Origin of the sequence: Exiguobacterium aurantiacum (assembly GCF_024362205.1) — a bacterium.
GTDB lineage: Bacteria > Bacillota > Bacilli > Exiguobacteriales > Exiguobacteriaceae > Exiguobacterium > Exiguobacterium aurantiacum_B.
Window position 1 is genome coordinate 2,606,387 of the sequence record NZ_CP101462.1, and the last position, 15,335, is coordinate 2,621,721.

11 protein-coding genes and 1 CRISPR repeat array are annotated in these 15,335 nt (G+C 45.7%); of the genes, 1 reads left to right on the plus strand and 10 read right to left on the minus strand.

Going from position 1 to position 15,335, the window contains the following annotated elements:
• Positions 1-6: 6 nt before the first annotated feature.
• From NMQ00_RS13470 to NMQ00_RS13480, 3 genes are all read right to left on the minus strand, one after another.
• Positions 7-1,320 carry an ABC transporter substrate-binding protein gene (locus NMQ00_RS13470; protein WP_255177085.1) on the minus strand — a complete coding sequence of 438 codons (1,314 nt, stop codon included), beginning with the start codon at positions 1,318-1,320 and terminating at the stop codon, positions 7-9.
• Positions 1,321-1,517: 197 nt separating this feature from the next.
• Positions 1,518-2,531 carry a LacI family DNA-binding transcriptional regulator gene (locus NMQ00_RS13475; protein ID WP_255177086.1) on the minus strand — a complete coding sequence of 338 codons (1,014 nt, stop codon included), beginning with the start codon at positions 2,529-2,531 and terminating at the stop codon, positions 1,518-1,520.
• A gap of 146 nt (positions 2,532-2,677) precedes the next feature.
• Positions 2,678-3,550: a TetR/AcrR family transcriptional regulator gene (locus NMQ00_RS13480; protein WP_021065313.1), complete on the minus strand. Its 873-nt coding sequence runs from the start codon at positions 3,548-3,550 to the stop codon at positions 2,678-2,680.
• A gap of 155 nt (positions 3,551-3,705) precedes the next feature.
• Between NMQ00_RS13480 and NMQ00_RS13485 the strand changes: the two genes are divergently transcribed.
• Complete coding sequence (locus NMQ00_RS13485) at positions 3,706-5,205, plus strand: MDR family MFS transporter (protein ID WP_255177087.1); 1,500 nt, start codon at positions 3,706-3,708, stop codon at positions 5,203-5,205.
• Positions 5,206-5,322: 117 nt separating this feature from the next.
• Positions 5,323-7,198: direct repeats of the CRISPR family, unit length 32 nt; unit sequence ATTTCAATCCACGCACCTACGTGAGGTGCGAT.
• 180 nt (positions 7,199-7,378) lie between these two features.
• Here the strand turns inward: NMQ00_RS13485 and cas2 are convergent.
• Genes cas2 through cas3 form a run of 7 tightly spaced genes read right to left on the minus strand, consistent with a single transcriptional unit; the run spans position 7,379 to position 15,146 of the window.
• A complete protein-coding gene (cas2, locus tag NMQ00_RS13490) occupies positions 7,379-7,669 on the minus strand; it encodes a CRISPR-associated endonuclease Cas2 (RefSeq protein ID WP_214720128.1) in 291 nt (96 codons plus the stop codon).
• A gap of 9 nt (positions 7,670-7,678) precedes the next feature.
• Positions 7,679-8,710, minus strand: coding sequence for a type I-C CRISPR-associated endonuclease Cas1c (gene cas1c / locus NMQ00_RS13495; protein ID WP_255177088.1), 1,032 nt, complete (start codon positions 8,708-8,710; stop codon positions 7,679-7,681).
• On the minus strand, positions 8,707-9,366 hold the full coding sequence (gene cas4 / locus NMQ00_RS13500) for a CRISPR-associated protein Cas4 (RefSeq protein ID WP_255177089.1): 660 nt from the start codon (positions 9,364-9,366) through the stop codon (positions 8,707-8,709). Before cas4 ends, cas1c begins: the two co-directional genes overlap by 4 nt.
• Positions 9,356-10,210: a type I-C CRISPR-associated protein Cas7/Csd2 gene (cas7c, locus tag NMQ00_RS13505; protein ID WP_255177090.1), complete on the minus strand. Its 855-nt coding sequence runs from the start codon at positions 10,208-10,210 to the stop codon at positions 9,356-9,358. Before cas7c ends, cas4 begins: the two co-directional genes overlap by 11 nt.
• Complete coding sequence (gene cas8c, locus NMQ00_RS13510; protein WP_255177091.1) at positions 10,207-12,081, minus strand: type I-C CRISPR-associated protein Cas8c/Csd1; 1,875 nt, start codon at positions 12,079-12,081, stop codon at positions 10,207-10,209. The genes cas7c and cas8c overlap by 4 nt, the downstream gene beginning before the upstream one ends.
• An 11-nt stretch (positions 12,082-12,092) precedes the next feature.
• Positions 12,093-12,791 (minus strand): type I-C CRISPR-associated protein Cas5c, encoded by a 699-nt coding sequence (gene cas5c / locus NMQ00_RS13515; RefSeq protein ID WP_255177092.1) that lies wholly within the window; start codon positions 12,789-12,791, stop codon positions 12,093-12,095.
• A gap of 15 nt (positions 12,792-12,806) precedes the next feature.
• On the minus strand, positions 12,807-15,146 hold the full coding sequence (cas3, locus tag NMQ00_RS13520; protein ID WP_255177093.1) for a CRISPR-associated helicase Cas3': 2,340 nt from the start codon (positions 15,144-15,146) through the stop codon (positions 12,807-12,809).
• Positions 15,147-15,335 lie beyond the last annotated feature (189 nt).

A 15,335-nucleotide genomic window follows, 5' to 3' on the forward strand; every position in this document is an offset into this window, starting at 1 on the left:
CTTGCTTCAGTCAACTGTAATATCTGGGTAAGCGTTCTTCGCTTGTTTTTTGAACTCTTCGATCGCTTCTTCTTTCGACTTCTTACCTTCTACGTACTGAAGGACTGAAGCGCCGTAGAGCGTGTCGAGCTGTTGGTCATATTTCGTGACGATGCCTGGTGTGATTTCATCCGCTTGGTCGAGGAAGAAGTCGTAGTTGTTCTGTCCGCCGAGGAACTCATCGCTGAAGTCGTCTTTGATTTTGTCGGTAACTGGTTTGTAAGCGAGGACGTCGCCTGTCTCTTCAGCCCAGCCAGTCAAGAACTCTTCGTCTTGTGTCATGAGCTTAACGAAATCGTATGCAGCTTCTTTGTTTTTCGATCCTTCGTAAACGCCGAGCCATGTGCCGCCCCAGAAGTACGGGCTTGGACCGTTCGTGACTGCCCAGTCACCGGCTGTGTCTTTCGCGCTGTCTTTCAAGACGCTGTGGAGACCCCATGTTGGGAGGACGTAAGAGAAGACTTGTGTCTCTGTCTCTTTGCCGCCTTCTTTAACTTTGATTGGCTTCGACATGCCTTCGAACCAAGATGGTGACCATTCTGGTGCGAGTGCCGTATATTGTTTCTCACGAAGCTCTTTCGCATAGTCCATGTAGTTGATTTTGTCTTCTGTCAACACGAGTTCGTTCTTGTCGTTTACCCATGCTTCTGGGTTCGCGCCTTGTGAGAACCAACGGATCGCGCCTTCGTCTGGGAACATTTTGTAGCCTTTTTGCTTCATCTTCTCAGCAACTTCGAAGACGCCGTCCATCGAGCTCATCATGTTGCCGATTTCAGTCGGGTCATCTGTGCCGAGAACTTCTTTCGCTAAGCTACGTTTGTAGTAGACGCCACCTGGTGTCGTTTGCCATGAGAGCGCGCGCACGTTGCCATCTTTGTCTTTCCCAAGGTCGAAGACGTAAGGGATGTAGTCGTCTGAGATTTCATTGACGTTGTAAGGCTCGTCTGAAAGGTTTTCCCAGTAGCCTGCGTCAACCCATTGCTTGAGGAACGCGATCTCACCTGTGAAGACGTCCGGTGCCCCAACGCCGCTTTCAAGTGCCGGCTTAAGTTTTGTCGGATAGTCGGCGATTGGAACGATTGTCAATTCAACCTTGACGCCGTTCTTCTCTTCGTACGTTTTGATTGGTTCTTTGAGCTCGTCCGTGAACGACCAAACTTTGAGGACGTCATCTTTAGATCCTGACTCAGAACCTGAAGTTCCTTCGTCGTTTGAGCATGCGCCCAAGACGCCGACTGATAGAGCTCCGATTGAAAGTAAGCTGACTAATTTTTTACGCATGTGTGAACCCATCCTTTTAAGTGTTTTTAGAAAGCGTTTGCAAGAAGAAGTAATAATTTGTCGAAAGCGCTTTCGGAAATGCCGAAATAAAATATCGAAAGCGGTTTCGATTTGGGGTGAATGATTTTCGAAATCGCTCTCTTCTCTCCATTCCGCTGAAGCGAACAGAGCGACTTCGAAAGATCATCGTGACTTGTTTACTTTTTGACCGGTGCGCAGGACGCCCGTTCAATCAACTGAACTGGGATGACGCGGCGTTCAGTCCGACGTTCTTTAGCTGTCATCTGCTCGATGAGCAGTTCAGCCGCCGCTTCCCCGATTTCATCCGTGTCTTGTCGGATTGTCGTCAGTTTCGGCGTGATGTACTTGATCATCTCGATGTCGTCATAGCCGATAATCGAGATGTCTTCCGGGACTCGGAGACCGTGTTCATGGACGGCTTCGATGGCCCCGATGGCCATTTGATCGCCTGCGACGAAGACTGCGGTCGGCGGTGACTCAAGTTGTAATAACTTCTCCATCGCCTGTTTGCCTTCTTCGACCGAGAAGAACCCGGCGTTGACCAAGTAACCTGGTTGAATCGGCAAGTCGAGCTCCTCCATGGCGAGCTCATACCCTTTCACTCGGGCCGCACCGGCATCAATCGACGAGTCTCCGGCGATATGTGCGATGTGGCGATGGCCTAACTCATGCAAGTAGTTCACAGCAAGGCGGGCACCTTCCGTATTGTCCGAATAGACGACGCTGCAATTGGCGCTGTCCATGTCGACCACAACGATCGGGATGTCGCTCTGCATGAGCTCTTGTACTTGTTCGTCCATCCGGTCCGAACAAATGACGACGATACCGTCGACTGCTCGATGTTTGAAATGTTCGAGATAACTCATGTCACGGTTGCGAAGGTTTCGAGAGGCGAAAATCAAATCATAGCCGTGTTCCTCGGTCGCGTGACGGAAACTTTCAATGATGCCGTTAAAAAATGGATGCTTCATTCCGACTTCATTCGCTTCTGAGAACATGACCCCGATCGCCCACGATTTTTTCGTCGATAACGATTGTGCGTGCGCGTTCGGCAGATAGTCCATCTCAGCCGCAGCTTTTAATATTTTGGCTCTCGTCTTTTCGCTGACGTCCTTATAGTTGTTCAACGCTTTGGAGACCGTCGTAATCGAAAAGCCGGTTTTTTTAGCTAAATCATAAATCGTGCCCATGTCATTCTCCTCTTCCCGAAAGCGCTTTCGGTAATTTGATTGTAGCGCATGAATTTGTAGGAATCAATTCTTTTTCGTGGAATATTTTGAGATTTATTTTCGTACCGTGTTTCTTCTATATTACTGCATCCAGACACTTTTTGTCGTTAGTGTGTCCGTGTATACAGCCAAACGAGATTCGTAAATTTCTGAACTTCCGTCTCCCCCGTCACGCCTTTGAACAGACGTTGGAAGGGCTTGAGCAATTGCTCGATGACGATTTTCCGGAGCCGGTCTTGGTGTAACTCATACGTAATCGCCTCAAACAAATCCGCTTGTTCTTCGGTCATCTTGACGTGTGCGCGAATCCGTTCCGCCATCTCAATCAGTTCGTCTTTCGTAACAAGGTTTTTATCCGTCGTACCACGCATCTGATCGACCGTGACCGGATTTAAAATATGCTCGTTCGTCTCGACCATGCGAGCCGCCATCAACTCGACGTAGGCGTATAAGTTCCGAATCAATTTCTGAATCGAATAGGCCGTATTCGTGATGCGGAGTGTGAACAGGATGTGTTGCAACATCCCATTGAAAAGCACCGTCAACTCGACCGAGTACGGACGAATCTCCTCACCGATAATCTCGGTCAGACGCATGGCGAGCCACTCGATCTCATAAACCCGGTGCTGCAAGACGAGCTTCTTCAGCTCGGGCTCGTTCGCCGACATAATCGACTCGAACAAGGCATGCAGGTTCCGCTCTTCGTTCAATTGAATAAGGATGGAAATCTGCTCGATGAAGACGTCCTTGTCACGCTTGTCCCGTCCCATCTGCATCTCGATGCGGCGCTGGCCGGCGTCATAGCGCAAGTTCTCAAGGATATTGGCGACACAGTCCGTCTTCGAGGCGAAGTAATTGTAGAACGTCCCTTTCGAGATGTTCGCCCGCTCAATAATTTCTTGGACCGACGTCTGTTGCACCCCGTTCTCAATAAAGAGGTTCATGGCGACATCGGCGACTTTTCGTTTCTTATCTTTCATATCATTTCCTGCTCCGTTCTGTTTCATTTATAGATTCAGTATATCATTTTGAACTGATAGTACAAAATGGTTGATTTATTTATACGGTAGGTATAAAATCATCACATCGACACTTACTAGTATATAACTATTCACAACATAAAGGAGCAACTCGTATGAAACCAGAATTCCAAAAGAAACCGCCGTATCTCATGCTCGCGGTCCTCTTTGCGGGGGCGTTCATCGCCTTCCTGAACAACTCTTTACTTAACGTCGCGCTCCCATCGATCATGGTCGATTTAGAGATTGCTGACTACTCGACCGTCCAATGGCTCGCGACCGGCTTTATGCTCGTGACGGGCGTGCTCGTCCCGGCATCGGCCTACTTGATCACCCGGTTCTCGAACCGGAGCCTCTTCATCACTTCGATGACGATTTTCGCTGTCGGGACGGCCATCGCCGCCTTCTCACCAAACTTCGGTGTCTTACTCACCGGTCGGATGATTCAAGCGGTCGGGGCGTCGACGATGGGACCGCTCTTGATGAACGTCATGCTTGTCAGTTTCCCGCGTGAAAAACGTGGAACGGCGATGGGGATTTTCGGTCTCGTCATGATTTCAGCACCAGCCATCGGACCGACGCTTTCAGGTTACATCGTCGAGTATTACGACTGGCGCGTCTTGTTTGAGATGATTCTCCCGCTCGCCATCATCGGCCTCGGTCTCGCCATTTGGAAAGCTGAGAACGTCATGGTCCAGAATAAAGAGCAATCGCTCGACTATTTGTCACTCGTCTTATCGACGCTCGGGTTCGGTGGCGTCTTGTACGGCGTCAGCTCAGCGAGTTCAGACGGCTGGGATAACCCAATCGTCTTGACGACGATGATTGTCGGTTTCGTCGCGTTGATCGCCTTCGTCATCCGTCAGCTCAACATGGAGAAGCCGCTTCTCGACTTGCGAGCCTATAAATATCCGATGTTTGCGCTCGCATCCATCATCGCCATGGTCAACGCCGTCGCCATGTTCTCCGGGATGATTTTGACACCGGCCTACGTTCAAAGCGTCCGCGGCATCTCGCCGCTCGACTCTGGGCTCATGCTGTTACCGGGTGCCATCATCATGGGAATCATGTCGCCAATTACCGGGAAACTGTTCGATAAATTCGGGCCGAAGCTGCTCTCGATTACAGGTCTCACGATTACGGCTATCTCGACGTATATGCTCGCCCACGTCCAGCTCGATTCGACGTATACGTACATCGTCACGACGTACACGCTCCGCATGTTCGGGATGTCGATGGTGATGATGCCCATCATGACCAATGGTCTCAACCAGCTACCGACGAGCCTTAACCCGCACGGAACGGCCATCAACAACACGGCCCAACAAGTATCCGGTGCGATCGGGACAGCCGTCCTTGTCACGATCATGAACTCGGTGACGCGAACCGAAGCCGAATCGCTCATGACCGGCGTCGACCCAGCGACACTCACCGAGAGTGCAATGGGCGCGTTGACACAGCAAGCGCTCCTGTCTGGAATTCAGTATTCGTTCTATGTCGCTCTTGGCATGAACATTTTGGCTCTCGTCCTCGCCTTCTTCGTGAAGCGGGTCGATGTTCGAAACCTTGATTTCAAACAAGAAGATATAAACAAAGAACTGAAACACGCAAACTAAACAGACAAGAAATTAATGTACAGGAAAATGGACGAGTCTCCTCAGAGGTTCGTCCATTTTCCTGTACAACGATGTAAATCATTTAAAAATGTCAATGCTTATGATACCGATCATAACTTTTCAATCCACGCACCTATGTGGGGGGCGATGACAGTTCGGTTTATAGTCATAACTTATTTGTCATTTCAATCCACGCACCTGCGTGAGGTGCGATTCATGTTCCTCACGAAAAAGGTGTCGGTCCATCTATTTCAATCCACGCACCTACGTGAGGTGCGATGTGAGTACGGCATCCGCCGCATCCGTGGCGCGAAATTTCAATCCACGCACCTACGTGAGGTGCGATCATCGAACCATCTTGAATGTTTGTAATCGCTAGAATTTCAATCCACGCACCTACGTGAGGTGCGATGTGGGGGCGCCTCCGCTACGGCGGCCGCTGCCATATTTCAATCCACGCACCTACGTGAGGTGCGATTCGGGGTCGTGTTATCAAAACCGACCGAGGTACTATTTCAATCCACGCACCTACGTGAGGTGCGATTTGGCAGACGAGTCGCAGCGGTTGACACTTCTATTTCAATCCACGCACCTACGTGAGGTGCGATACGAGCGTTCTCGATTACGGTGTGTTCTTGACCGTATTTCAATCCACGCACCTACGTGAGGTGCGATGACGATGGCGACATTATTATCAAATGTGGATTCTATTTCAATCCACGCACCTACGTGAGGTGCGATCGGCGGCGTCGAACAGTTCGTAGCCGGGATGATATTTCAATCCACGCACCTACGTGAGGTGCGATCAACCACACGATTGACGCGACCCGCTACGCATTGATTTCAATCCACGCACCTACGTGAGGTGCGATCTCAAATCACAGCTAAAGGGGTCAATTATAAATGATTTCAATCCACGCACCTACGTGAGGTGCGATTATCGCCGTTATCACCGACATCCTTCACGTCAATATTTCAATCCACGCACCTACGTGAGGTGCGATTGGGACGAGTACGTAGACTAAGTATTATCCAACTTATTTCAATCCACGCACCTACGTGAGGTGCGATTGGCGCCTAAAGCGTGTTGTGCCGATTCGATGCCGATTTCAATCCACGCACCTACGTGAGGTGCGATCAAATGCGTTATTGTCAACCGGGTCAGGCGCGTTATTTCAATCCACGCACCTACGTGAGGTGCGATGCGACTCCTTCAACTCGTCGGCCACTTCCAATTCATTTCAATCCACGCACCTACGTGAGGTGCGATACGAAAAATGTGCTTTTGAGACAAATTGAGACTATTTCAATCCACGCACCTACGTGAGGTGCGATCGTGTAACCGTTCGTGAGCAACCAGTAAAGGATATTTCAATCCACGCACCTACGTGAGGTGCGATGGGACGAGTACGTAGACTAAGTATTATCCAACTTATTTCAATCCACGCACCTACGTGAGGTGCGATACGAACGAGACAGCCGTCGACCGTGTCGTCGTAAATTTCAATCCACGCACCTACGTGAGGTGCGATCGGTCCCGCAAGGTGGTAAGGTCTACTTCATTAAATTTCAATCCACGCACCTACGTGAGGTGCGATGCGTATCGCCGCCTGTGTCGGGCCACCAATGATATTTCAATCCACGCACCTACGTGAGGTGCGATTGGATTGACTCGCAGGGACGACGTGGCCTATATGATTTCAATCCACGCACCTACGTGAGGTGCGATAGTGATTGTATTGAAGTTCAGCATGTCCTCCGGATTTCAATCCACGCACCTACGTGAGGTGCGATCCAAACTCGGGCTTCCCAAACCGCTGGGTAACGAATTTCAATCCACGCACCTACGTGAGGTGCGATATTATGGAACGGAATACGACGTTGTTTCAATTGAATTTCAATCCACGCACCTACGTGAGGTGCGATGCACGTCTACGGGCGCAGGGTACCGTCACCAAACAATTTCAATCCACGCACCTACGTGAGGTGCGATAGCCGATTCCAAATAAAAAACCGACTAAAAATAAATACAAGAAACAATATTATCCTTTTTAGGATTCAAACCTTAAAAATCATTCGTCTCTTGTCTAAGAATATGCTGAAAAAATGGTGCGAACCTTTCTAGAAAATACTGTGCGCTACATGTTCGCACTCACTAAAAACAACTTCCCCTTTAAAAAATGAGAGGTCCTTCCAAATCCAAAGATTCTTTTGCTCCATAATGCTCCACTTTTGTGGCATGTTGATTACCTAAACGATAAAATCGGAGACTGTCTTTATCCGCATCAACAATATCTTTTAACTTCAGCTTTAACGCTGTAAATTCAGTTTGATCAACGATGCATTCAAACACACTGTTCTGTACGCGCTGACCGTATTGCTGACAAACTTTCGCAACTTGTCTAAGCCGCTTCGTGCCTCCAGGTGAAATGGTATTCACATCATACGTCACTAAAACGAGCACATACATCCCTCACTTGTATAGGAAAGTTGGATATTCTTCTAAGTCACCACGCAAATGCCTGGCCAAGAGCAACGCTTGTGCGTAAGGCACGAGTCCCCACATCATTTTTTCTTTTAAGTAAGGATGCTGAATCATCTCCTGCTTTTTCTTCTGCCAGGAAGAGAGAAAAACTTTACGTCCTTCTTCCGTCATGAGTACAGCTCCGTTCTCCTTCTGAATAAAATGCTTCGCTTGAATGACTTTCATATTGATTAGCGAAAGTACGAATCGATCTGCATAAATTCCGCGAAGCTCTTCCATCAAATCAAGCGCCAGCGAAATCCGTCCTGGACGTTCACGATGCAAAAATCCTACGTACGCATCGAGTCCGACTGCTTCGAGGGCCGCGCCAGTATCTCTTGCTAACAAGCTATAAGCGAATGACAACATTGCATTCACGCGATCAAGAGGTGGTCTTCTCGAACGTCCTTTAAACATGAAATCTTCTTTTTGTTGAAGAATCATATCGTCAAATAGTTGATTGTAGTGAACCGCTACTTTTCCTTCAAGTCCTCGTAACCTCTCCAAATCTTCGCATTCCTGAATTTCGATTAGCTTTCTTGAAAAATATTGTGATGTCTCTTTGAAACGCGCGACATCAATTCGCATCGGATAGTCTCGAGTCGTTCGTTCAAGCATCCATTTTTGATTGTATACTTTGCCAAGAATGAAGTTCCTTGCAAGTCGCGACGATTGGATTTCACAGTCAGAGTGGCGATATTGAGTTTTACGCAACACGACATTACCTTTACTTTCGCCAATAACGCGTGCTAAAAATCGACCGTTTTTCGTCATAAATGTCAAAGGAACATTGTTTTCAGCGCAATATCCCATTAATGCTGGACTTGCTCCCGTGTATCCGAACGTAACGATTCCTTCGAGATTATGGAGAGGCACTCGTCCTAAAATTTCGTCCTCTTTCTTTACGACTATATTCCCGCCATCAAGAGCAAGGTATGCATCCGACTGGTTCACGAATAGCGTATTCAACATCTTTTTCACTCCCGAAGTCTCCTCTCCATATATTCACTGACACTTTCTCGCACCATCAATTCTGGCAAGCAGATATTTTGGAGTGAACAACTTTTACAATGTGGTCCGGTTTTTACTTTCGGGGTGTATCGTCGATGATAATAGCTGTTCATTTTTGTCACGATTGCTCTTACTTCTTGTTTTAATGCATCTGACAATAGTACAAGATGACGATGCTTCGTTTCGTTGTAGTACAAATAACCCTCAGTAATTTGACATAAAAACATTTCCTCAAGACAAATTGCTTGCGCAGCTAACTGAAGCTCATCTTCTCTTCCAACTTTCGGCTTCCCACGCTTATACTCGACGGGAATCGGACGATACAGACTAGGGTTTCCATATAAGGAAACCCCAGCTGAATCCTCGACAAATTCAACGACATCACACTGACCGCTAATATTTAATGTCTCTGACTTAATTGCCATCCCTCGCACAATTAACTTATCTTTCCGCTTTTCACGTGCGGACGAATCATCCGCTTTTTTGTGTACATGTTGCCCTTCAACGGTTCGAGAGTTTTCTTCCCATTGTTGTTCGATGTGAATGAGCGCCCACTGTCGTGGACAAAATTGAAAGTGTTGAATACCTGACAACAACAAATAGGAATCGTCTTGTTTATAATCCATCCAAAACTTCAGGCTCTAGGCCATCAAGTGGAGCAACATGAATTTCATAATCCGAAAAGTCTTTTGGCTCATCTGTCATCGATTTTACCGAAATGGAACGGTGCACTTTCGCCGATGAGTACTGTCCTAATTTCGAACTATGCTCCCACCAATAGACTTTATGCACTTCCATACTTCCTTCAGGACGAGCAGAAGAAGCATCATTTTCAAACAATGTAACCAGTACCTGTTTTAATTTTTCTGCATCTTCTTTCGTGAAATTCGTTTTTTCAGCAAGTTGAGTATTAATACTTCCGTTTAATACATAGACTCCATGATCGACGCGATGTTTCATTCCCATCGTGTCAGAGCCACGTTCTTTGCCGCTCTCAGAGTTCACACTTTTCGTGATTTGCATACTCGTAACATCGATTGGGGCCACACTCGTTGCCGTGTGTATGGAGACAGGGCCACGCACACCAATGGACACTCCAGATTTCTCCCCTTTGAAAGCGAACACCTGACCAAACGAACGGACGTCCATCCATGCTGCACACGCTTCTTGTGCAAATTGATTTCCCATCCCTTTGCCCTTCATCAGCTTCTTCAATTCTTCATTTCCTTCAGCGCGATCTCGTAGACTTTCATAACTATCTGAACGACGATCATTCGATTGTACAAAAATAGACTCGCCCATATCTTGGAGACGGTTCCGAATCTTACGTTTAATGGCGACATCTGAAATTTCGCCATAACCATCGTAATTCTGACGTGGGCGGTTACCGTTGAGCGGATCTCCGTTCGGGTTTGCTTTAGAAACAGACAGAATGACGGTAAAATCGATTTTGTGATCTAATACGTTCATGCTTCAACACTCTCCTCGTTAGATAAATTTGTTTCTTCACGTTTTTGGTACAAATCATGTCGCTGACTATAAAAACCTAATAGGTATTTACCTGATAACGGCTTGTTCGTAAAATCACTCGGATCAAGTTGTGAGCCCACCTCGTCAATCAATTTGTTAATGTAAGTTACTTTCCCACCAAGTTTCGCTTGATATGGTTGAAGTGCACTTTGAATCGTCAGCCATGTCCGTGCAGGATTTTGAGAAAATGCGTTCATGTAACGAATCGCATTGGTTGAACGATTTTCTTTCCCTAACGCTTTCCGCTCCAAATAGTCAGCCAGTGCTAATAATCGTCCAAATAAATAATCTCGATCTTTTAAATTTGAATCTAATGCCACAGTCATCCCTTCCTTCTTGTTAATCATTCCACAGGCGATTTGTAACGTTTTCTCCCACTCCCAAGCTTCTAGCCCTACCGGATTCGATGCTCGTTGAATTAAACAACGGCGAACATCATCTGGTACGATACGCCCGTCCACTACACACGGAACCAGTCTTTCCACAGTGGCTTTTATCAACTTTTCATTAGCACGCGGGCCATAAGCCGCCGTTGCGATATCGTGCAAAGATGGCGCACCGATGAAAACTCGACGTTTTTTCTCACGGTCAAAGTAGACATATTCCCACGGATGTTCAGTGTGCCAAGATTCGAGTCGCTTAAAGTATTGTTCTTGATCAAATGAACGATAATAAAGAATCGCTAAGCGACCTGTCGTTGCCGCATCGATTATTAAAATGTTCACTGTTTGTTGAGGTAATTTTCTTTTATAACCGATGAGTGCATCAGAAAATGCTCGTGCCCCGTCTCGGTTCGTATCGAATACTTCTTTCTCCTCCACGTCGTTAAACAACGCAGCAAGTGAAAAAGTCGAATCAACCGCACTCGGCATCTCGGTCACTTGACTCCCCCAGACAAGGAAAACACGTTGATCAATCAGTTTCCCTTGTCTTTGAATAAGCCATTTAAGTGCATTGTGTGCTTTTTGCGATACTTCGTAACTAATCGTCGCTGCTTCAGAGGCTTTATCAAAGCGGCCACGATACGTGAACCCACTACTGTCGTTTGCTGAGATGAGCTTTGCTTTATCTCCAGCATTACGGATTTTATTCGCATGTTTGGTGGAACCAACTTTTTGTTCTCCCGTTACAAAACATAATGTAGAGTCCCCTGCTTGTTCAGCATAGTAAGCGATAAATGATTGATAAAACTCTGAATCTTGCCATGGCTCTTTATAAAGCTGTTCTGATGAATGAACATGAAAACGTATAAACGCTCCTTCCATTCCACCGGTAACTATGGAGTAGATTTTCGGCTTTTCTTCTTTATCCTTCCACGTCCATTTCAACGTGCCATCAGTCTCTGTGAAAAGTACTTTCTCGTTCACTAAATCTTCAATGAGTCGTCCCTTTTGTAAGTACGTATAGATACTCTTCAACCGATCAAATCCATGAGAGGATTCAGACCATTTTTTTAGGTTATTAATGTACACTTGATACGCATTGTCTTTTTTATACACTCCGCCAAATGCTTCATAATCCCCAGCCACATAAGGTAATTTGTCATGTAACGGATACGGGGCTATCACACTCCCTGCTCGGCTAGATGAATCTTCGGTGCTTGGAATTAATGTATTTCCGCCTCCCTTCTCAATCACTTCAGCCGTGTGGAATTCGCCATTTGGGGTTATGTTGACAGTTATGTGAGCTGTTTGTGTCGTATGAGAAATCGGAAGCAACGTGAACGTCTTTCCTTCCCAACGACTTTCTGATTTACCTACTTCATCGAGATGTTGATTGTATGTCTCGTATAGCTGTTGCCAAACGCTCATGCCATCACCTCCTATAGTTGTTCATGCAACAAATCTACTGGTTCAATATCATCTGCTGTAAATGTTTTTGCTTGCATTTTTTTAATCGGTTGGACAAGTGAACAGTCTTCTGGTCTTGTGAAAGTGATCACCCCATTTTTCATCACTGGATGCCACAAACGAACGGCAAGTTCATTAACCCCTGTCTCGTCGGGATAATTGAATCCGTGAACCATGGTTCCGAAATGAAGATCCACTCCATCGTAAAAACCTTCTCCTTGATCAAATTCAATGGGCTCTACGTATGCTTGGCATTCTCTTGCCCCCAGGAAAATATCTCTTCGACCACCCGCTTCCAGCGAACGTTTCAGAATGGCATAATGCTTTCCTTCATTTCGATCAAACGCTAAATCAGGACGGTGTGGATTGAATTCGAAATGCGCTCGAACGTGATAGCACACGTCCCGCAAATACGTGTAGTGCGCTAGAGAATTCCCACCACTATACTCAATTGGCCGCATCCCCTTTGACTCCATTTTAATCGGCTTCATAATCCGAATCGCATCGACGACCATGACAATCGTCGGCTTCCAGTAAATCGATTCGACAATCCCTTTCATGGCCTGATACGTTGGGATTTGATAGGACATTTTCTCGCCACCTAGTTTAGTTAATGGATCCGTAAACAAGGCGTAATCCCCATAAACTTTAAATTCAATCGTATTTCGCATAAGGGTCTCCTTTCATCACATGAATAAATTTTGCATCTCAGAATCTTGAGAAAGATTTAGCCCGTACTGTTCATCGTATGCGGTTGGTTGCAATGCGAGCAATCGACCATCCAGTAAAGAAACAATCCCCCCACTTTGCTCAAGTGCTTGTCGTTCATGGTTATAAATACTGATCGTGTATTGTTGAGATTCCTTTAACCACTTCCGCGCATCTTCCCAATTGATGTCGCCATTCAAGAGTGCAATCAATTCTTCTCCCTTATCTCCATAAGGGGCGAGCACGTCGTCTGTTTGCTGATCGATTACGTGAAAGTTGTCAGCAACCGTTCGATGACGAGCCACAAGTAACATCGAGGTATCACTAATACGATGCTGATTTTTCGTCCCGTCAAACAACATCGAGGCCAATGTCGAACCTTTTACTGGGTAATCTAAGTCAACTTCCCTGAGTTGATAAAACTCTTGGAAATATCGATTCATCGCAAGAACGGATAGTAACTCTCCACCATAAGCGTTCGAATCTCGCTGTAAATCGACGACCAATCGTTTAACAATTTCCTGCCCTTTTGCGATATCAGTTAATTTCGAGACATTTTCCTCAACGTGATTGATTAAGTAGACTGTTCGCCGTTCTACCTCACCATGTCGATTGCAACGTCCGGCTGCCTGAGCGATTGAATCAAGCCCTGCGAACGAGCGAATAACACATTGAAAGCTAACATCGACTCCCGCTTCTATCAGTTGGGTGCTTATACAAATCACTCGCTTACCGGTATCGAGTCGCCCATTGATTTTTTCTAATATGCACTTTCGATGAGCAGCGCACATCGATGTACTCAAGTGATAAACTTCATCTTCGGAAAACGACGATTTCAATGATTCGTATAACCTACGAACAACTGTCTTTGTATTTAAAATGATTAAAACACTTTGATTGAGTGCGGCTTTGTCTCGCACAAATAAGTCAAGTCGAGCCGTATCAAATTCATCTGGAACAACTTCAATCTCTGTACGTTTAAACGCATCAACAACAGTCGATAAACCTTGAATCATTTCTCCGTCACTCGTTAATCGATGTTTAACAAAATCCAATGCTGGTTGTGTAGCCGTACATAGAATCACACTTGAACTTAGTCCGTCTTTTAAGAAATTCAGAGATTCATTGAATAGCGATACGCATTTTGTAGGAACTTTTTGTACTTCATCAAAAATGACGACCGCTTCACTTAAATGATGAAGACGCCGCGTGTTACGGTTTCCTTTCGCATAAAACGTGTTTAAGTATTGAACCATCGTCGTAAAGATGACGGGGGCATCCCAATTGTCTTTCGCTAAATTCAATTTTGCCTGTAAACTCATTTCATCTTCCGAAGCATCATCTAATTGAATGACATTAGAATGGTGCTCGACGATTTCTTCAGTGTTTAAAACTGCTCTCGCGACTTGAGCGTTCTGCTCAATAATTGTCGTAAAAGGTACAACATAAATAATTCTTTTTTTCTGATGATGAGAAGCGTGGTGTAGAGCATAACGTAGGCTTGCCAACGTTTTTCCCCCACCTGTCGGAATCGAAAGTGTATAAACCCCGCTCGGTCGTTCAGCATACTGCATGCACTGCTCAGACATTTGCTGCCGAAGAACATTTATCGTGGAAACAGTTGAACGATTGTTTTTCAAAGAGGATAAATGTCGCTCTAAATTTTCTTTTAACACTTGTAGATCAACAGCTAAACTGGAGTCGACCCCCTTCTCTTCAAACTGTCTTGTATTTGTTCGATCTGCATCGATCAAAATGCTGAAGACTAACTTTGTAAGAAAAGTGGAGTTTACTAGCGTCTGCCCGATTCGTTCCAAATAACTCATCAATTGTTGAGAAGCTGCTTCCGTATAATTCATGAAGTCTGGTTCTGATATCACTTCATCAAAGAATCGCTTTTTACATACTTCGTATTCATCTAATACTTTCAATTCAACTCGTTGTAGAAAAGGTGAGTCTTCACCTTGAATATAATCATGAAGGTTTCCGTGATGCGATATGATCGCGTTGCTCACAATTTCTCCCAATAACTGGTCAGGCATTTTTCTTTTTAACGTTTCGAACAATAAACGTCCGCCCGCTGTAGCATGATCTACTTCGCCTCGCCTCACCTTCTCTCCTGAAACGGCTCGACGTATGTAATGTTGAAACGCATCACTGTACTTGCCCATATCATGTAGCAAGGCTGCAAGACCACAAACTTTTGAGATTCCAAGAGAGTTACCCCATCTCTCTGCTAATAATTTCGTATCTAATAAATGTTGATGAACGGATTGAATTTCTCCATCTTCAACGCGTACATGAGCGATATATTCCACAATCCTATTCCTCCCTAAGCCTTTAAAACATTCCACAAAATAGGTGTTTGCACCTTCATTTCATTACATTATTTTACTTTAGGTGGTTACTTTTTCTTTTCAGGTTCAAATAAAAAAAGCGACATTCGCCGCTCTTATACTTGCCTTGATCCCTAAGTATCCAGTTCAATATACTAACTATTTATCTAA